Source organism: Rhizobium sp. WCS2018Hpa-16 (assembly GCF_031843705.1).
GTDB classification, from domain to species: domain Bacteria; phylum Pseudomonadota; class Alphaproteobacteria; order Rhizobiales; family Rhizobiaceae; genus Agrobacterium; species Agrobacterium tumefaciens_C.
The window spans coordinates 166,127-184,415 of the sequence record NZ_JAVTIX010000008.1 but is presented as its reverse complement, the minus strand read 5'-3'; the positions used below and the strand labels follow the sequence as shown (position 1 = coordinate 184,415).

At 53.1% G+C, this 18,289-nt stretch carries 15 protein-coding genes; 11 read left to right on the top strand and 4 right to left on the bottom strand.

What is annotated here, in order from left to right; all coding sequences use genetic code 11:
• Positions 1-7: 7 nt before the first annotated feature.
• The 5 genes from araD (at position 8) to RQI55_RS20340 (ending at position 5,596) form a co-directional block, all read left to right on the top strand.
• Positions 8-715 (top strand): L-ribulose-5-phosphate 4-epimerase AraD, encoded by a 708-nt coding sequence (araD, locus tag RQI55_RS20360; RefSeq protein WP_311273398.1) that lies wholly within the window; start codon positions 8-10, stop codon positions 713-715.
• 66 nt (positions 716-781) lie between these two features.
• Entirely contained in the window at positions 782-1,801 is a 1,020-nt protein-coding gene (locus RQI55_RS20355) for a helix-turn-helix domain-containing protein (RefSeq protein ID WP_311273397.1), read from the top strand.
• A gap of 306 nt (positions 1,802-2,107) precedes the next feature.
• Positions 2,108-4,030: a methyl-accepting chemotaxis protein gene (locus RQI55_RS20350; RefSeq protein ID WP_311273396.1), complete on the top strand. Its 1,923-nt coding sequence runs from the start codon at positions 2,108-2,110 to the stop codon at positions 4,028-4,030.
• Positions 4,030-4,509 (top strand): chemotaxis protein CheW, encoded by a 480-nt coding sequence (locus RQI55_RS20345; protein ID WP_311273395.1) that lies wholly within the window; start codon positions 4,030-4,032, stop codon positions 4,507-4,509. Before RQI55_RS20350 ends, RQI55_RS20345 begins: the two co-directional genes overlap by 1 nt.
• A 157-nt stretch (positions 4,510-4,666) precedes the next feature.
• Complete coding sequence (locus RQI55_RS20340; RefSeq protein ID WP_311273394.1) at positions 4,667-5,596, top strand: HD-GYP domain-containing protein; 930 nt, start codon at positions 4,667-4,669, stop codon at positions 5,594-5,596.
• Positions 5,597-6,132: 536 nt separating this feature from the next.
• On the opposite strand, the gene RQI55_RS20335 is transcribed toward RQI55_RS20340, so the two are convergent.
• Complete coding sequence (locus tag RQI55_RS20335) at positions 6,133-7,152, bottom strand: AraC family transcriptional regulator (RefSeq protein WP_311273393.1); 1,020 nt, start codon at positions 7,150-7,152, stop codon at positions 6,133-6,135.
• Between the two features lie 132 nt (positions 7,153-7,284).
• On the opposite strand from RQI55_RS20335, the gene RQI55_RS20330 reads away from it, so the two are divergent.
• Together RQI55_RS20330 and RQI55_RS20325 are read left to right on the top strand one after the other, a co-directional pair.
• Positions 7,285-8,247: a GlxA family transcriptional regulator gene (locus RQI55_RS20330; RefSeq protein ID WP_311273392.1), complete on the top strand. Its 963-nt coding sequence runs from the start codon at positions 7,285-7,287 to the stop codon at positions 8,245-8,247.
• A gap of 1,028 nt (positions 8,248-9,275) precedes the next feature.
• Complete coding sequence (locus RQI55_RS20325; RefSeq protein ID WP_311273391.1) at positions 9,276-10,703, top strand: ISNCY family transposase; 1,428 nt, start codon at positions 9,276-9,278, stop codon at positions 10,701-10,703.
• Positions 10,704-10,708: 5 nt separating this feature from the next.
• Here the strand turns inward: RQI55_RS20325 and RQI55_RS20320 are convergent, their stop codons facing one another.
• The 3 genes from RQI55_RS20320 to RQI55_RS20310 form a co-directional block, all read right to left on the bottom strand.
• Positions 10,709-11,446, bottom strand: coding sequence for a hypothetical protein (locus RQI55_RS20320; RefSeq protein WP_311273469.1), 738 nt, complete (start codon positions 11,444-11,446; stop codon positions 10,709-10,711).
• Positions 11,447-12,055: 609 nt separating this feature from the next.
• On the bottom strand, positions 12,056-12,433 hold the full coding sequence (locus RQI55_RS20315; RefSeq protein WP_311273390.1) for a hypothetical protein: 378 nt from the start codon (positions 12,431-12,433) through the stop codon (positions 12,056-12,058).
• A gap of 398 nt (positions 12,434-12,831) precedes the next feature.
• Positions 12,832-13,194 carry a metalloregulator ArsR/SmtB family transcription factor gene (locus RQI55_RS20310; RefSeq protein WP_243258407.1) on the bottom strand — a complete coding sequence of 121 codons (363 nt, stop codon included), beginning with the start codon at positions 13,192-13,194 and terminating at the stop codon, positions 12,832-12,834.
• Between the two features lie 972 nt (positions 13,195-14,166).
• Between RQI55_RS20310 and RQI55_RS20300 the strand changes: the two genes are divergently transcribed.
• The 4 genes from RQI55_RS20300 (at position 14,167) to RQI55_RS20285 (ending at position 17,984) form a co-directional block, all read left to right on the top strand.
• Positions 14,167-14,589, top strand: a complete 423-nt coding sequence (locus RQI55_RS20300; protein WP_311273468.1) for a helix-turn-helix transcriptional regulator — start codon at positions 14,167-14,169, stop codon at positions 14,587-14,589.
• A 16-nt stretch (positions 14,590-14,605) separates the two neighbouring features.
• Positions 14,606-15,331, top strand: a complete 726-nt coding sequence (locus RQI55_RS20295; protein WP_311273389.1) for a LuxR family transcriptional regulator — start codon at positions 14,606-14,608, stop codon at positions 15,329-15,331.
• Between the two features lie 181 nt (positions 15,332-15,512).
• Positions 15,513-16,580 (top strand): class I SAM-dependent methyltransferase, encoded by a 1,068-nt coding sequence (locus RQI55_RS20290; RefSeq protein WP_311273388.1) that lies wholly within the window; start codon positions 15,513-15,515, stop codon positions 16,578-16,580.
• A 75-nt stretch (positions 16,581-16,655) separates the two neighbouring features.
• Positions 16,656-17,984, top strand: coding sequence for a hypothetical protein (locus RQI55_RS20285; protein ID WP_311276925.1), 1,329 nt, complete (start codon positions 16,656-16,658; stop codon positions 17,982-17,984).
• Positions 17,985-18,289: the final 305 nt, after the last annotated feature.

Here is an 18,289-nt window from a genome sequence, read left to right as displayed (position 1 = left end):
ACCGACCATGTATCTTGAATTGAAACGGGAAGCCTTTGAGGCGAATGTCGCCCTGCCGCGGCTCGGTCTGATCAATCTGACTTTTGGCAATGCCAGCGCTGTGGACAGGTCACGCGGGGTCTTCGCGATCAAGCCCAGCGGTGTCGACTATGCTGATCTGACGCCCGACGACATGGTCGTCATCGACATGGATGGCGTCAGGGTCGAGGGCAAGCTCAATCCGTCGTCGGACACGCCGACGCATCGCTGCTTATTTCTTGCATTTCAAGGCATCGGCGGCGTTGTTCACACGCATTCCTCCTGCGCGACGGCTTTTGCGCAGGCGGGTCGATCGATTCCGATCTTCGGCACCACTCACGCCGATTATTTCAACGGCGACATTCCCGTGACCCGGCAGATGACCCCTGACGAGATCTCGGGTGCCTATGAATGGGAAACCGGTAATGTCATCGTCGAGCGTTTTCGCGACATCGAGCCTCTCGATTTCCCCGGCATTCTCGTCAACCGGCATGCGCCATTTACTTGGGGCAAGTCCGTCGCCAAGGCGGTAGAGGCGGCCGTTGCGGTCGAATGCATCGCGCGTATGGCGCAGATGTCGCTCCAGCTCGAACCGAGCCTGTTGACGATTGAACAGGAATTACTGGCAAGGCACTTCCAGCGCAAGCATGGAGCCACCGCCTATTATGGCCAAGCGCAGGCAGCAGAAAATTGCTGACCTTCCCGGACGAGCATAGCGCCGCCAGACACTTCGAACGACCGGAAGGGCGAGGGCGATGGTAGGATGATGGACCTCAGGCAACAAACACGCTTTTGGCAGTTTCATAACTGCGACGCCCAGGTGGCCAGTTTGGATATCTCAAATGTTTTGTCACCGGTGCAACTTTCGCCCCTTGGGACCGATGGTAATTTCCATCACTCTATCCAAATCGCGCAGATTGACGACATTTATGTGTGGCACTCACTATCTTCAACCGGATTTTTATCGAAGAAACAACTGGCTCGAAATTCCATGTTTGAGTTGCACTTCGTGGAAGCAGGCGTTTGTTCCACAGTTATAGACAAACAGGCCATGGAAAGCGGCCCCGGTGATGCGCTTCTATTCAAAGACCTCAGTTATCAGGATATTGTCTGCCAGCCTGATACGGCTTTACTCTGCATAGCAATTCCCGCGGCACGCTATTCCATGCTGATGGCATCCAAGTTCGGGGATCCATCGGCAGACCTGTCGGCAATGCGGCCTGTCGCGAGTTCTCGCACCTCAAGCATAGGATCCCTGAAGCAAATCGTCGATTTGGTGTTGTCGTTGGGACGCAATGCTCCGGTCCAGGAGGATACCTCCACAGCCGCCCAACTATTCTGTGAAGGCATTCTCACGTTTTTCGCCGAAAGCTGGCCAAGATCATCTGGTCATCCAACGAACCATTCTGCAAGGCCGTTCTACATCAAAAGGGCTTTGGAATGGATCCAGGCTCATGCTGCGGAGAAAGTAACTCTGGAAAAACTCGCGGCGGTATCGGGGGTCAGCGGTCGGACGCTTCAACTCGGGTTTCAGAGTTTTTGTGGCCTCAGCCCGATGGCGTTTCTACAAAATGTCAGGCTGCAAAAAGCCTATCAGGACCTGGTCTCGGAGCCCGCATCGACCACCGTCGACGAGATCGCGCGGCGATGGAGGTTCTCGAATCCAGGAAAATTTGCAGCCGATATTCGCGCGGCATACGGAGAAAATCCGCTTGTCATCAGACGACGACCCAAAAAAACGTCATGCGATATTTCAGCAGGCCCAGGTACAACGAGAGATTAGCGCACGCTTTATAAGGCTACGATCATACGAATCACGCAAGTCCATACAGCCGACGCAAGACAATGAAAACGCCACAAATTTAGTTATAATTTGTAAACCAATGCGGAGCTTCACTTGCAAAAAGTTATCCGTCAAAAATCACATTTCTCTGAAACGGTATAGCGGCTTTGGTCGACCTGAATCAGAGGGCGTTGTTGAGACGAAATACTTCGCGGAATGAAACCGTATCCCTCGCACCTTCGGCAGAATGATTTTGCTTCCGGTCCATGCGTTCATACAAGCAGCGTTTCCTGCTGGGAGCTAAAAATGAAACGGCCTCAAATCAAAACTGCACTTATTTCTGCCCTTGCACTGATAGCGGTCTCCGTTCTTGGATTTGCCGTTATGGCAATTTTCAGCATGGGTGCCCTCAATCAAAGCACTCAGGTGATTACATCCACATGGATGCCCAAGGTCAGCCTGTCAAAAGACATGAGCATTGAATTGTCCTCTGCGCGGCGCGGGTATCTCAACCATATCGTTGCTCTGGACGCCGCTGCGATCACCTCTGCCGAGGAGAGCATTTCGGCAGCGAACGCGGCTTTTTTCGACGCGGTTGCAAAGTACGAGACCCATATCGCCGACGACTTTGGACGACAGCGCATTGCCAAGGTGAAAGCCTCGTTTGAGGAGCTCTCCAAACTTGGGACTGCGATGATCGAACTATCGCGAGCACAAAAGAACGCGGAGGCAACAAAATTTCAGCAGGAGCTAATGCGACCGAAAGCAAATCAGATCAATCAGCTCCTTGATGAAATCGTCGTATTCAACACAGACGGCGCAACGACCGCGCAGCTGGCAAGCAACGAAACCTACGTGTCGACAATGCTGCTCACCTATTTGATCGTCACGCTGTGCCTTGCCATTGTCCTCGCCTCAATCTGGTTCGCGGTTTCCGGCATTGCCAAACCAATTCAGACGATCACAACGTCCATGAAAAAGCTGGCCGATGGCGACAGTGCGACTGCTGTCCCCTATGAAGGCCGCGCCGACGAGATCGGCGATATGGCAGCCGCCGTCGAGGTATTCCGCTCCAATGCTGTCGCCAACCATCGTCTTGAGCAGGAGGCTGCCGCCAACCGCAGCCTTTCGGAAGAGGAGCGTCAGCGCAAGGCGGAAGCTGACCGCGCGCGTGCAGAGGAGATGGCGCAGGCAACGCTCGGTTTGGGCGAAGGTTTGAAGCATCTGGCGAGCGGCGACCTGACCTTCCAACTGGCTGACCCATTCGCACCTGACTTCGAAACCTTGCGTTCCGACTTTAACGCTGCCGTGGCGCAGCTATCGGAAACCCTGCGGGCTGTGGCCGACGCAACCGGCGCTATCGACAACGGCAGCCGCGAGGTCAGTGCAAGCGCAGATGATCTCTCCAAGCGCACCGAACAGCAGGCTGCAGCCCTTGAGGAAACAGCCGCAGCCCTCGACCAGATTACCGTCAATGTCGCCAATTCATCCAAACGTGCCGAGGAAGCCCGCAAGGTAGCTGTGCAGGCCAATGAAAGTGCGGCGCAGTCCGGTCGGGTGGTCGCCAATGCCGTCGATGCCATGCAGAAGATCGAGGCCTCTTCCAACCAGGTCTCCAACATCATCGGCGTCATCGATGAGATCGCCTTCCAGACCAACCTCCTTGCGCTGAACGCGGGCGTTGAGGCGGCACGTGCTGGAGATGCCGGCAAGGGCTTTGCGGTTGTCGCCCAGGAAGTGCGTGAACTGGCGCAACGCTCGGCACAGGCTGCCAAAGAGATCAAAGATCTCATTCGCAACTCTTCGGTCGAGGTACAGAGTGGCGTCAAGCTGGTTAGCGAAACCGGTGATGCGCTGAAGACCATTGAAGGCTATATCGTCACGGTCAATCAGCACATGGATTCGATTGCCACATCCGCTAAGGAGCAGTCTGTTGGTCTGGCTGAGGTGAACACCGCCGTAAACCAGATGGATCAGGTGACCCAGCAGAATGCTGCCATGGTCGAGGAGACCAGCGCGGCTGGCGCCACTCTTGCCAACGAGAGCGGCAGGTTGCGCGAACTGATCTCGCAATTCCAGCTCGGCGGTGTTCTGCGTCAGACCGCGTCTGTCATGGCAGCAGGTCCTGCTCATCGTCCGACCCATTCCCCGGTTCGTAAGCTGGCAGGCAAGGTTGCCAGAGCATTCTCCGGCAATGCAGCCGTCAAGGATACCTGGGAGGACTTTTAATGGCTGGTTCACGACACTGCGCGAGCGGCACCAGCGAGATGCTCGAGATCATCGCGTTCAGGCTGCACGATCAGGAGTTTTGTGTGCGCACGACAACCATCCGCGAGATTCGCGGATGGCCAGCCATGCCGATCCCGCATGCACCCAAAGAAGTCATCGGGGTCATGAACCTGCGCGGCATGGTGATCCCGATCATCGACCTTGCCAACAAGCTGGGCATGAGAAGCACGGACCCGAGCGAGCGTAGCGCCATAGTCGTCGCCGAAGTCTTCGATATGGCCATGGGTCTCGTCGTTGACAGGGTCTCGGACATATTGACGATCCCTGCATCCCAGCTTCAGCCGGTTCCGGAGATCGGCATGTCTGCGGGCATGCTATACGCTGATGGGATGATCGCCCAATCTGGCGGAATGATCTGCTTCCTTAATCTGGAGCGGATGTTCGAGAAGTTCGAAACCACGGGTATGATCGCGGCGTAGCGGTCTCGCACAAACGGGGAGCCAAAATGTGATTCCCCAACTGGTTCGCACAGTTGCCAACAAGCGAGACTGAATTCTCGTTCTAAGCGTGTGCTCATACACTATGGGACAGTCGGTCCATGATCGAACCCCACCTTTAAAATGAAAGTTCCGCGATATGCTCAAGCATATAAAACCAGAGCATGTGCGTTTGGGAATGTTCATCGAGTCGGTTGACGGTGATTGGAATGGCCAGCGTTTCTGGAAAAGTCGCTTCTTGCTGGACTGCCCCAAAGACGTGGAAGCTCTGGGAAGCAGCGATGCTGCCGACATTGTCATCAACACGGACGAGGGTGCCGATGTCGTTTTCTCTCCCCCCCGGAGAAATAGCGGCGCCCGTCGTGCCGCCCAACTGGCGCGGGCCCTCCAGACGATCGAACACTCGAAGCCCATCATTAAGACGATGTTCGAAGATGCGAGAATGGGTAAGAGCGTGCTTGTGGGCAACGCTACGCATGTTGTCGACGAAATTGCAGCGTGCATGAAAGATAGCGCGCGCGCGTTGGTCGCGGTAAGTCGGCTGAAAACGAGGGACGAACATACATTCCTTCATTCCGTCGCGGTGACTGCACTGATGGTCCATCTGGGCCGTTCGATCAAGGCCGACGAAAATACTATTAAGGTCTTAGGAATGGGTGGTCTCCTGCACGACGTCGGAAAAGTAAAAACGCCACTCAGTATCCTGAACAAGGCCAGTCGGCTCACCGACCCGGAGATGGCACTTGTTCGTCAACATCCGGTTCAGGGCTATGAGCTGTTGTCACGTCAGGGAGATATCCCTCAGGTTGTTCTGGATATATGTATGCATCATCACGAGAGACTGGACGGAAAGGGGTACCCCAAAGGCTTGTCGGGAGGAGAGATCACTCTGCCAGTTCGTATCGCATCCATTTGTGATGTCTATGATGCTCTCACATCAACCCGACCCTACAAGCAAGCCTGGGCGCCGCGTGATGCCGCCGAATTCATGTTCGAGCAGAAAGATCAATTCGATCAAACACTGCTTCGGCGTTTCTTTCATAGCTTGAGAGCGATTGGTTTGCACTAGCCGCCGCCTTGGCAAAATTTGGCGGCGTTGGGAAAAGCATCATACCTTCGGGCTTCGTACAGAAAGGACGCGCATCCATCGTTCTGAAGCGAGAGTTCGAGTCTCAGGCTATGGAACGACGGGGGATATGCTAAGCGGTTTATGATCTACGTTGAGGGACAGGCAGAAATATTTGCTTTTTGTTCGTATCCGGCCTCGACAACCACATTCCCGCCCTGCACGTTTTGGTTTGTATAGCGAGGGATCGGCCAGTCTGGAGATCTTCACCTGTGAAAACGCCAGGGTGTGTTAAAATTGCGACCCCGATGCGAACGATTCGATTTTTAATGAACGTGCAAGATGAGACAGATCTCTCATTTGGACGTTGACCTTCAGCTTTTGAGCAATCAATGCGGCCAACGTTGGCTGGCAGTTGGATAGCACCACAGCAACTCTTCGCTGCCATATCGTCCGCCGATTGCTCCGGTTGATGAACCCGTCTGCTTCAGGCAATCAGCGATCGGGTTGTGCGGGTGCCTCGAAATGGCTCCTTAGTATCACTTAAGAAGTGTCACTCTATCGATATTCTGTTCAGAGGCTTCCCATCGCTGCGTCTTGCGAATCGCCAGTGGATTTCGTCCGTACTTCTGTCGAATTTGGGCTGAGAATTTGCCTGGATTGGTGAACCCCCAGCGCCTGGCAATATCATCGATTGTCAAAGTATCAGCGCCGGCCAGTAGATCATTGTATGCGCACTCCAGCCGGAACTTAAGTAAATATCCCATAGGGCTCAGCCCGACAAAATTTCGGAATCCAAGTTGTAGCGTTCGAACGCTAACTCCAGAGGCGGCGGCAAGATTCTCTAGGTTGACTTTTTGCGTAGCATTGGAGTGCATATATTCGATGGCGCGCTTTACGTAAAACGGCCGGGCAACTTGATTGTTTCTGTGACCGTCTCGCCGAGGCCAACTTTCAATGAACATCGCGTAAATTGCTTCGCTCAACACACACGCTCCAAGCGATTTGCCCCCCGATGCGCGCTCGTTGCTGCTGACGGAAATCAGGAGTTTGGCCACCTCCTTCAAACACTGTAACTTTGGTTCGCTGCTACTCGCCATGCAATGCATGCTGGGGATGTCTTGCAGCGGATCACCAGACCTACTTGCATACAGACGCATATAGCGCGCAGACGGCATAGTGACGCAGATTTGGGATGTCTCTGGTTCGCTCATCATGTCGTGCTTAATCGTCTCACGCAGCAGATACGCGGTCCCAGCACTGGCATCAATGACCGAGTTGTTCGTCCTCGAGAAACAGCGTCCCTGTTCTACAAAATGCAGCTCAATCCTGGGGTGCTGTGTTACCTCGGAAGCCATTAAGTACCCTGTTGATGAGGACGATTCCGACACACCGATCTCGCCCACGAACGCATGCCGGATCGCCATCTGGAAGGGCGCATCGGGCTCGAGCGCAGAGTAAATAGCAGCCGTCGAAATCTTCGGAACAGTGCTGTTCACTATCTCAGGGTTATCGCTAGCACATTCAACAAATTGAATTTGGCACTTTGAATCTTGCATAATATGCACTTTTGTCAGACTGCGGATTGCTCAACTTGAGAAACAATTGTTTTATGCAGTTACTGAACGGCGAAAAGGTCAGATGGTTGACGATTTCTGCCAAGTGAATGTTGACGTGTATTGGAGGCCTTCATGGCTGAGGCCATCGCAGTTCAAATATTCGCCTACACCGGAATGAATCTTATCGATTTCTCGGGGCCATTCGAGGTTTTTCAGATGGCGAACTATCTGAATAAAGGCGGAACGCGTTTCTATGACGTAACTGTCGTCTCGCGTGACGGAAAGATTGGGCTTCCATCTGGCCTAAAGTTGCAAACTCTGGCGATAGGCGTTGACGCGCCATCACTCCACACTTTGATAGTACCCGGAGGACCGAACCCCAGAGTGTTTCTAGACGACAAAGATCTCGGATCCTGCCTTTCCCGTCAGTGCGAGAAAGCGGTAAGGCTTGCCGCAGTGTGCAGCGGCACGTTCGCACTCGCAGTGACTGGCCACCTTCGTGGACGCCGGGCAACGACCCATTGGGAACACTATGATGAACTGGAGCGGTGTTTTCCCGACATCATTGTGGAGCGTGGACCCATCTTCATCAGCGATGGTGACGTTTGGACGTCCGCGGGCGTGACCGCGGGCATAGACTTGGCTCTCGCGCTGGTAGAAGAAGACATGGGGAGGTCGGTCTCACTCGCAGTTGCACGGCACCTCGTCACGTTCCTGACACGCCCCGGGGATCAAGCACAATTCAGCGCTCCTTTGAACCTGCAGTCCAAGAGCCATCGCTTTTCAGAGTTACATGCTTGGATGGCTGAAAACTTGGCTAACGATTTGTCCGTACCTGCCCTGGCCAAGCGCATGAACATGACTGAAAGGACATTCATGCGACACTACCGGACCCAACTTGGCAACACGCCCAGTAAGGTGGTCGAGTCGCTGCGACTTGAAGCCTCACGCGATCTTCTGCTTAACACCTCGTTGTCGGTCAAGGACATCGCAGTGAAGTGTGGATTCTCTAACGAGGAAACATTCAGTCGCCGGTTTTCGAACACGTTCTGCACCAGTCCTGGACAACACCGACAGCATTTTGGGCGCCGCTAGAGCGTGCGACTGTTGCGCCAGAACTCACGTGACCGCCGTTCGACCGAGATACATCCGCGACAACCTTTACCTGGACCCGGATCGCGTCTGTAGCTTTGTGAAGCACTGAGGCCGTATTGGATTGCGCCACCTCACAGAACGATGTCGATGACACGGACATTCACTCATGGAATTGGAGCATGTTTTCTGTCAACATTGCGAAAAAACATACCTCCCACGCAACAACATATTCGCAAGTCGAGAGAATGGGAACCAATCAAGCAAGTGAAAGGATTTGTTTACGATTCAGAATCATCCTCCTCCGGAACGGTAAGTCGAGTAATATGTTCGCCTATCAAATCCATCGCTTTCGCCACTAAATAAATCCCTCAACAAAGGAGTGATTATGTCGAACGTCATTCTGCTTTCACAATTTAGTCTACTCCGGGCGGAGAAAGACGCGCTGGCTCTCGCGGGAAATGGAGATAAAATAGTGGGGCATGACCTGTCAGCCGAGCAATTACGAGACCATTTGGCAACTGTCACGACATATCTTGAGAAACTTCGACTACATATTGAGGCGCTGAGCATCTCTATAATCAATCACCGGGAGTGAAACTTCGGTATGACAGCAGTAAACTTTAGAATTTGATAGCTTCAGAATTACGAAGTATCAAAAACTCCTGAGACCACAGTTATTGCTTATTTAGTGCAATGCATGGGGGCTCATCTTGCCTGGCTGAAGCTGATAGGCTTAAACTTCAATTTGTCCAGACGTTTACTTGGTGAAGCGTGCTCTATCAAAGTCGGATCTTGCAATGCGACGGATTGTCATTTTGTATGACGGCTTGTCACGAGTCTGCAGGAAATTTAGAAGTTCCATAAACTATGTTATGCGATCGAAATTTGTAAGGGCTATATAGTAATGCGACAGTTGGGCCAGTTAGAGATGCGACAGTCTCGCCTCTCGACGCACTGGTCAAATCCAACGTTGGGAGCAAGGATGACGACATTCAACCTGGTCGAGACCATGAGCGGTCGGAGTCGTCATGTCCTGTTTGATCACCATGTCGCAGAAAGAGTTGCATCGCCTTGAACTTATCCAGAAGATCCGTGACGAACGCCTGAGCGTTGTGCAGGCGGCCGAACGGCTCGACCTCAGTCGAAGCCAGGTGCATCGGCTGCTGCAGGCCTATGACCGGGATGGCCCAGCCGGGCTCGTTTCGAAGAAGCGATCGCGTCCTAGCAACCGGCGCCACAGCGAGGAGTTTCGTAATGCGGCGCTGGATTTGGTTCGTGAGCGCTATTTGGATTTCGGTCCAACGCTGGCACGTGAGAAGCTGATCGAGCTGCACCGGATCTCGGTCGCCAAGGAGACGCTGCGACAATGGATGACCGAGGCTGGTATCTGGGTCTCACGCAAAGAACGCAAGAAACGGGTTTTCCAGCCACGCGGCCGACGTGATTGCTTTGGCGAACTGGTGCAGATCGATGGCTCGCATCACTGGTGGTTTGAGAACCGTGGGCCCAAATGCGCCCTGCTCGTCTATATAGATGACGCGACCGGCAAGCTGCTGCATCTACGGTTTGCAGGATCGGAGAATACGTTCGACTATCTACATGCAACGAAGGCCTATCTGCAGGAATGGGGCAAACCGCTGGCCTTCTACAGCGACAAGCACGGCGTTTTTCGTTCGACCCATGCGTCGGAGAAGGACCGGACGAGCGGCCTGACACAATTCGGCCGGGCGCTTTATGAGCTAAACATCGACATCATTTGTGCCAACACCCCGCAGGCCAAAGGCCGGGTGGAGCGTGCCAATCAGACGCTGCAGGATCGGTTGGTGAAAGAAATGCGGCTTCGCGGCATCGATACAATTGAAGCTGCCAATGCCTATGCGCCTGAGTTCATGGAGGATTTCAACACGCGTTTCGGCAAGCAACCACGCAATCCCAAGGACATGCACCGACCTTTGGCCACGCATGAGAACCTCGATGGCGCCATGTGCCGCAAGGAAGTCCGCACCCTGTCGCAATCCCTTACGCTGCGTTACGACAAGGTGCTGTTCATTCTCGATCCGACCGAGATTTCCAAGCCATTGGCAGGGCAGAAGGTGATTGTCTGCGATTATCCGGACGGCCGGCTTGAGATCATGCACGAGAGCTTTGCCCTACCCTACAGGACCTTCGATACGTTACGCTCGGTGCATCGTTCGGAGGTCGTCGACAACAAGCGGCTGGACGATATGCTGTCGATCGTCGCCGAGTTGCAGGCAGGCAGAGAACAGCAACGCAGCAAGAGTGGCCCCCGACGCACTGGACAGAAGGATCATATGTTCGGCATTCGCGACGGCAGCATCGGCAACGGCTACCAGAAGCGTGGCCGCAAACCGGGCCCCCGGGCGGATTTCATGAATGATCCGAAGGTGATTGCGAAGCGAGAGAAGGCGTTGATGAGGCAGCCAGCGGCAAAATAACGATCTCAATCGACGCCGATGTCGCTCTGCGTATCCGACTCCAGTTGCAGGCACGCTGGCCAAAGTGGCGTCTTGTGGAAGGATCCGTCCTGGAGGAACGTGAGCCCCTCTCGTGCCTCGTAGAGCAGGCCCAGCCAGCACAAGCGTCGAAAGACACCATACTGAAGATCGGATTTCAGTTCCCAAGCTTCCAGGGTCATTTCGGTCTCAGACAGGGGCGCGAAGTCTGGCTTGAGGATCTTCACAACCTGCAATGGCGTGCACCCTTCTCTGGCCTTGATATTGAGAAGATTGAGGAACATGCGCCACCAGCGTAACCGTGCTCGGACCTCCTCATCCCGTTCGGTGTCGTGGACATAGGAATAGAGATAATCCGTGGCAATCAGATCAAAGAAGGCGTTCGGGTCCAGCAGAAACTCCCGGCCGCGTTTGGTTGGCAGCAGCACATTCTTTTTCCGGCGAAGGAATTTTAGATGACGGGTCATGTCGCGCACGACCCAGAGCGGCGGCATGTCGCTTTCGTTCAGCACTTTGTTCATGCTGTATAGGTCTTCGGCCGTAAACGCTGGCCAGAGGAAGTGCACGGCGGCCCAATGCACGAACTTGCGGTTCATGGCGCCGGTCGCTGTCAATCCTATGCCACCTTCGCCGTCAGCATAGGCGACGGACAAAAGAATGCCGCGAAGAAGTGGTGAAAGCGCGGCCACGTCGACGTTGCCGTGCAACTTGATTTCCGGAAGCATCATGCCGCTTTGATCCCTACCCGCCCGATGCAGGTGCTAAACGATTATCAACTGGCGATGAGATAATTGCTACTGAGGAAGCTAAAGCCGAAGAGGTGTTCCATCACCCGCCCCCTCCCTACCCTTGCAACCCGGCCCAGCCGGTCCGGTCGGGGGCTGATCGGTGGTGCCAGTGTCGCATTTCTAACGGGCCAGCGGCGTTGCATCTCTAATCAGCTTTGACAAAATTTGTAGCCGGGTGGATTCAAACGTCAAGTGCGACTTGTTAATAATATCAGTGGTTTAATAGTCACAGGGAAGATGGATCGGACCCGGCTGCCCCTTATTGATCTCGATGAAGGTAAAAGTCATGGCCGGTCGCCACGATAATGTCTTCTCGGTGCCGTCGCTGGTTCTTTACGTTCACGGATTGATCTGTCGCGACCAAGAAAACTTGGTCGTCCGAAACTGAGCAGGACGATTGTGTGACGCTGGTCTTTGCGGCTCTCACTGCATCAGCGTTGTCTAATACGTGCAAGTTTGGCTGTCGATGCTGATTTGAGCGAGCGATGTCTGCTAGATAGCTTAGGACTGAAACCAAAGCCGCGCCCTCTTGAACGCAACTGCAGTCTAGCCAGTCACCGTCGGCGGTCCAGGCCAAATGAGGCTTGCAAAAAGGCCCCCTATTGCCAACGCAGTAGCAAGCCAGCGTAGCCAGGCAAATTCTCGAGTGTCTTTTGCGATCCATACCCGGATCACGAAGCTGAGGAAAATGAACATGACGGCGATGACCAGGCACTTGAAAAACAGGAGCCAGTACAATCCGGCTAACGCCAAACCGGACATGCCGCCCACAACCGCAATCGCGGCATCCTCGAAAACGTTGCTCATCTCAGCGAACAAGCGCGTCATCCGCTCAATCCACAACGCGGCAGTTGCGACGAGACACCATGTTGCGAATAAGACCCGTGCTACTGACAGATCAGCGAGCGCGCGGGCGTTCATCATAAAGTGGTCGCCTGTGATCCCGATCAAAGGTATGTATTGCAGAGCCCATGAAATGAGACAATCGGGAGTGCTGCTATACAGATAATCACGTACAGCTTGAGCAATTGCTTATATCGAATTTTTAGTTTCTCACGCTGGTCGGTGGATTGCATTTTTTGATCCATTTTGATGGTCCGGATCTAGTTCGAAAACACTAATTATTGTTAACTCGTTGAGTCCGATCCAAAAAGCGGAGGTCAAAAGGCATGGGAATTCCGCTTCGTACTGGCTTGGCCTAGTAACCAACGCACGGTTTTTAGCGCGGACAGCCCTGAGTTCAGGTAAGTTATTTACCGCAGACATTCGGGTTTCTGAACAGATCGCATCTGCACCGATCGCTACTAAATATTCAACTGTCGTCAGTGGCTCGATCGTCTACGTCCCACCTCTGACGCTTCAATCATATTTTTCCTCAAGTCCAGATCTGCGATTACCGTCAAAATTTGCCTGACGTCGTCGGAATTGCAAGAGTAGAAAATTTGTTGAGCTGCCTTCCGCGTCGAAACCAAATTCATGTTCCTCATTTTTGCCAGATGCTGGGATGTCGCCGATTGGGTTAAACCGATTGCATCGGAAAGTGCGTTGACGTTCCACTCCCGGTCGATCAGTCGTCTCAAAATTTCTATCCTCATCTCGTTGGAAAGCATCAGCAGCAGGTTTGCCGCTTTCTCAAAATCAAATAGCGGTATCCATTTTTTCTCTGCACTATCGAATTTGTCCATGTGTTCGGCCCTTGCGGCGTACCGGGATTGCATTGGATTGAACTCCCTCACACGCTTTCAGTTTATCTGTGAGATCGTTGCGCATTCAAGGGTTTGAAAGACACTGTCCTGTTAGATTTGCGTAAAAATATACATTTTACGTAACAATTTCTTTGGATTTTTGCGGATCGACGCACGTTGCTTTGAGGAGTAAAGGGTTTATTTATTTTTTTACAAGAATTCTCTTTCAAGAAGGTTGGACAAAGTCATGTGTTCGCTGATCAAATCAATTTTTACCCAGTGTCTAGATTTCTCAAAAAAGGAGTTCTTACGTCGACGCTCATGCTGTGTTCACAGTTTCGCTATCCCGGCCGAGGCCAGCATTGTTGGCTCGGCCGAAAAAAATTGGATATATAGCTGGCCTTGAATGGGCAGCCGAGCAGTCGCAAGCCGCAAATGGCGGTTGTGGAGAATATGTTGAGAAACTCCAGCAGATATCGCGGCGCAAAGCATTGCAGCATGTCTAATCACTCATAATGAACTTTAGGTCTGCCACTCGCCATCTTATCAGGGCCTCGCACAAGACGCATGAACCTAAAGCAGATATGAAAGCGTGGGAGCCGCGGGGCCTGAAAAGCCCAAGGTTTCGAAGATGCCCCTATTCACGGTTTTTCAGGTTCTTGTGAACGCATAAAATGAGAGCATTCCACATCGAAAGTCCCGGCCTATATTATTCCATATGTTAGAACATAACGGAACGGAGCGATGCTATCACCTATTGAGAAAGCGTGCCTGCGCTGGAGTTCACAAGGCAAAAATATAAGAGATATCGCGATGCTTGCCGGTCGATCGGTGGCAGAAGTTGAATTACATCTTTCCAACGCCCGTATTTCACTCGGACTCGTGTCGTTAACTGATGCTGTCAAGAAGGCCAAGTCGCCGGACACAGCACAAAAAGGCAGGGAAAAGCTCAGGACAAAGACGCCCAAGCCGATCGACGCCGAGGTCGGTTCCCGAATCCGCTCACGACGCCGGACACTCGGGTTCAGTCAAGGAAAACTCGGTGAAGCGCTTGGCATAACATTCCAGCAAATCCAAAAATATGAAAAGGGTACAAACCGTGTTGGGGCGAGCCGTCTTCAAGCTATCGCAAGCGTGCTTGGGGTTCCGATTGAATATTTTTTTGGTGGCAACGCAGTACAAGGGACTGGGTCTTCAACGCACACTGACCTGCTCGCGGTCCACGAGCTCACAGCATTTCTCCAAACGGCGGAAGCCAAGGAATTGAATGCCGCGTTTTCTAAGGTGAAATCACCGACCGTCCGTATGCGTGTTGTTAGTTTGGTCAAAGCAATCGCATCGTCATTTCCGCCGAAAACCCCAGCTGAAGTGATGAGGCAGCCCGCGGCGGAATAACTTTGAGGACTTGGCCATGAATGATACTGGACGACTTTCATCCTCGCTGACCCTGCTGCACTCGATCGACCGTTCGGATCAGGTAGAAACAGTATTGCGGCAGATCTGCGGGATTTTCAGTCTCAAGCACATGACATTCTTAGTCGTTCGCGCTGAAACCGCAGCGACCAAGTATCCCTACTTTTGCACCACCTATCCTACACGCTGGAAAGCAACCTACGTTGCAGAAAACTTCTTTGACGTTGACCCGGTCATCGATATTTTGAGATGGAGCAGAATGCCCGTTGATTGGTCAGCCCTAGACTCCGGGCGGAACCGCCAGTTTTTTGATGATGCTCGTCTAGGTGATGTCGGCTCTCATGGTATGACTATTCCTCTACGCGGGCCTCACGGAGAACGCTGTCTGTTCTCAGTGTCATCTGATCATTCTCTTGCCGACTGGTCGCTACTAAAAACCACTAGCGCGCATGAGCTCTCCGTCATTTCTCATTTGCTCCATGAAAAAATTCTTGCGGCACTCGATCTCGCAATTCGTCGCCCCTGGCGGGCGCTCTCGCCGCGAGAAAGACAATGTCTCGAAAATATTGCCGCCGGCCTCATTCCAAAACAGATCGCTGCAAAACTCTCCATTTCGGAAAGTTCGGTGCGCCTCTATCTGCGCTCTGCGCGACGAAAGCTTGATGCAAAGACAAGTCATCAGGCTGTGGCGAGGGCGAGCTTCTGCGAGATGATCCATATTTAGCGAGGGCAGCCATGGCGTAAATTCCTCAAGCGTTCCCGTCAACCTGGCGAAATCGATAGATTGTTACCTACTCAGCTGGATCCGATCATAGTGTGTGGGCAAGTGGGACGTCGCGGTGCGGTGCCACATGTTCAGCAATCCAGAAGGGTTTCGTGCCACGCAGACGAGAAGGAACATCTCCATGGTTGCCATGCATGTTATTGAGCAGTGGAAAAATGCACCGCGGCTGACTTTACTCGCTGCATTTTTCGAGCGGACTGCAAGCGGATTGGGAGGTGCTCCTGATCGCGCTGTGCCAACCGTCGACTTGGGTCTCCTGGATTTCGATTTCGAATGTTCCGTATTTTCCGACACGCATCTGAGCTTGTGGGGCCCGTTTGACAAACACTATTTCGCAAGCATCCCCTACCGTTTGGAGGAGGAATGTCGGATCGGAGCGTCACTTCTAGCGTTCGGCCTGCGAAACTGGGCTAGGACACGAGCGCCGACTAACATCTATACTCTTGGAACCGGGACGGGCTGCCTTGCCCGCACGCTCGCGACGCTGGGCGGTGGTCGCATCGAAACGTTGTGCTGTAGCCCGACCGAAGCCAACCGAACAGCATTCTACGCAAAACGCAGCAGCCCGCATGCGCATTTTTTTCATGGACCGTTCTTCGATCTTGATGATGAACGATACGCTACCGATCCGCAACTGCAGCAGTTCCGCGACGGGTTCGACATCCTTATGGAGGATACGACCTTTCAGATGTACGATCGTGACCGTCTGAGCCAACTCGATTTTATAGCGCCGCGCCTGCGGCCCGGTGGTCTTCTCGTCCAGGTACAGAAGCTCGCTAATCGCGATGTCGAACTCTATCAAGAACGCGAAAGGCAGAAGGACGACCTATTCAAATCCAGGTATTTCTCGTCGGCGAGAATCTCAGACAAAAGAGATGAAGTTTTGAATACGATGGACGATCTGCAGGTCGATCTGGAAACGACAACTGCGGCGCTCGGTGCCTTCTTTCGCTACTCGGTTGCGATCTGGAACAGCGGAAATTTCTATACAATCGTTTCGTCCAATGCGCGCCAGGCGATCCTTGATTTTACTTCTCTTATAATCCAGCCTGCTATTCCCCCGGCCTATTGTAATCATGTTTTGCCTCTTGTGCTGAACGAGACTGAGGCGCAACCACTCGGAACGGCATTGAAATGGCGATCCTCCCATTCGATGACTGAGGCGCCGCCCCGACTTCTGGCTTCATGAATCGGGAGTATTATGTCTCCGACACCTCTTCATTATTGCAGTCCTGACGACATTCGACGGGCGTTGACGATACTGATGCCATCGATCGAGCCATATTGGGAAAAGCCGTTGAAGAACTACGCCGCTGCGGCTTATGATCTTCGGCGGCAAACGACTTCGAGTGTTTCACGCGACCAAGCGATGCTTTTGTTTCGATCCATGGTGGATAGGGTTGCGCAAAACGCGGGTTTTGGTCTTGATGATGCCAGAAGTGCAAGCCTTGAGTTAACCTCCTCCCCTGTCCTGCAGACAGGCCCACACACCCTATTACTGTTTGAGCCAGACGCCTTTTACACCCATCTTTTCAGCCGGATGGGATTGGAGTCGAGTGGACGACGGTGGCACGTCACCTATGCCGGGTCGACAATGTCTTTCAAAGAGTCCGCCAAAAAAGGGCCAGGATGGCTCCGGCTGGAGGGTGAAGCACTGAACTTGTTCGGATTGCCTAGAAGCAGAATGGATGGGCGCAGCATCTGTTGTTTCGATGGCCCATACCAGTTTGCTCTTTCGAATTCCTCGGGTGCGAATAGTGCGGCCAAGCGCTTACTGGCTGAATTGCCCCCTGTCCTGTTTCCCTCTGCAGCCGAAGCGATTAAGGCTGCCAATTACAAGCTTTGGAGGTCACATTTCGGCAATTCCGCGAACCTGCTTCAAATCGATGATTTCGATGTTGCGGGCCTGATCGCCGATCATCTCGACAATCCGACCTCGTGGCTGTCTGAGTTTTTTAATGCGGAAGCAATCACTTCACTTTTGCCGAACGCGATGGATTTGCTCAACACTGGACCTTGGCGTGGGTGGGTGCGAAGGACAACTGACTACTTTTGGTACGTCGGACCCGAGAGGGTGTTGCCGTTGGTGCTCGATGGCGGATATCTCAGGGGCGTGGCATCGCCACACATCAAGGTGAAGTTTTTGCCGCGCGACCTTGCGAGCGCAATCCGCGATCGTAAGCTCCTCCCTACCCTCTTCCTTGCGTTCCTTGTGATATCGATTTTACCTGGCATTAGAGCGCTTGGTGGGTGCAGGCAGCCAGTTTACCTGCCAGTTCTGAGATACCTTGCCGCGTTATGTGTCGAACGATCTGGTGATGGTGATCTACTCAACGATCTACGGCAGGATGATCACCCAGGGATGTGGGGACATCGGGTGTTGCGGCTTGGCGACGGTGATCCATTCAGTGACATCATTGGCTCTGGAGGTATTTCAACCCTCCTCGAAACCTATGGTGCGGTGCCACTATTCAAAGCAACCGGTGATCTGACGAGTTTTACTGGAGATAATCTTTGGGCAGAGATGAGCAAGCATCTTGCTTCTGGGGAGATCAAAGTCTCGGCGGCTGAGTGGAAATGGTCCGGAGTGTAGTCGAAGGTGGCGATGCATTCGCTCGGCTCCGGGCGCACAGGAGGCTTTAGAGCGCCACTAAACTCGCCGCACCAATCCGGCGGATCGTGCCAAAACACTTTTGACGAATGATTTCGTGCATGGTCCAGTTCTAGGTCTCTGCGTCAAGTCGCACATCCCAAGACGGCGCTACTTGACGCCTCTTCGCCCCAGTCCGGCTCGGATGCGCTACCGCATCTCTGACGTTAAGGAGCAAAACTGAGAAACAAGCAAAGCGCAACAGATCATGAAACTTGTTTGTAATGAAAAATTCAATTACTATATTA

What these genes read in the sequence shown, in the direction of transcription:
- araD (WP_311273398.1), top strand. Translation starts at nt 8, where the DNA reads ATGTATCTTGAATTGAAACGGGAAGCCTTTGAGGCGAATGTCGCCCTG.
- RQI55_RS20355 (WP_311273397.1), top strand. Translation starts at nt 782, where the DNA reads ATGATGGACCTCAGGCAACAAACACGCTTTTGGCAGTTTCATAACTGC.
- RQI55_RS20350 (WP_311273396.1), top strand. Translation starts at nt 2,108, where the DNA reads ATGAAACGGCCTCAAATCAAAACTGCACTTATTTCTGCCCTTGCACTG.
- RQI55_RS20345 (WP_311273395.1), top strand. Translation starts at nt 4,030, where the DNA reads ATGGCTGGTTCACGACACTGCGCGAGCGGCACCAGCGAGATGCTCGAG.
- RQI55_RS20340 (WP_311273394.1), top strand. Translation starts at nt 4,667, where the DNA reads ATGCTCAAGCATATAAAACCAGAGCATGTGCGTTTGGGAATGTTCATC.
- RQI55_RS20335 (WP_311273393.1), bottom strand. Translation starts at nt 7,152, where the DNA reads ATGCAAGATTCAAAGTGCCAAATTCAATTTGTTGAATGTGCTAGCGAT.
- RQI55_RS20330 (WP_311273392.1), top strand. Translation starts at nt 7,285, where the DNA reads ATGGCTGAGGCCATCGCAGTTCAAATATTCGCCTACACCGGAATGAAT.
- RQI55_RS20325 (WP_311273391.1), top strand. Translation starts at nt 9,276, where the DNA reads ATGTCCTGTTTGATCACCATGTCGCAGAAAGAGTTGCATCGCCTTGAA.
- RQI55_RS20320 (WP_311273469.1), bottom strand. Translation starts at nt 11,446, where the DNA reads ATGCTTCCGGAAATCAAGTTGCACGGCAACGTCGACGTGGCCGCGCTT.
- RQI55_RS20315 (WP_311273390.1), bottom strand. Translation starts at nt 12,433, where the DNA reads ATGATGAACGCCCGCGCGCTCGCTGATCTGTCAGTAGCACGGGTCTTA.
- RQI55_RS20310 (WP_243258407.1), bottom strand. Translation starts at nt 13,194, where the DNA reads ATGGACAAATTCGATAGTGCAGAGAAAAAATGGATACCGCTATTTGAT.
- RQI55_RS20295 (WP_311273389.1), top strand. Translation starts at nt 14,606, where the DNA reads ATGAATGATACTGGACGACTTTCATCCTCGCTGACCCTGCTGCACTCG.
- RQI55_RS20290 (WP_311273388.1), top strand. Translation starts at nt 15,513, where the DNA reads ATGGTTGCCATGCATGTTATTGAGCAGTGGAAAAATGCACCGCGGCTG.
- RQI55_RS20285 (WP_311276925.1), top strand. Translation starts at nt 16,656, where the DNA reads ATGCCATCGATCGAGCCATATTGGGAAAAGCCGTTGAAGAACTACGCC.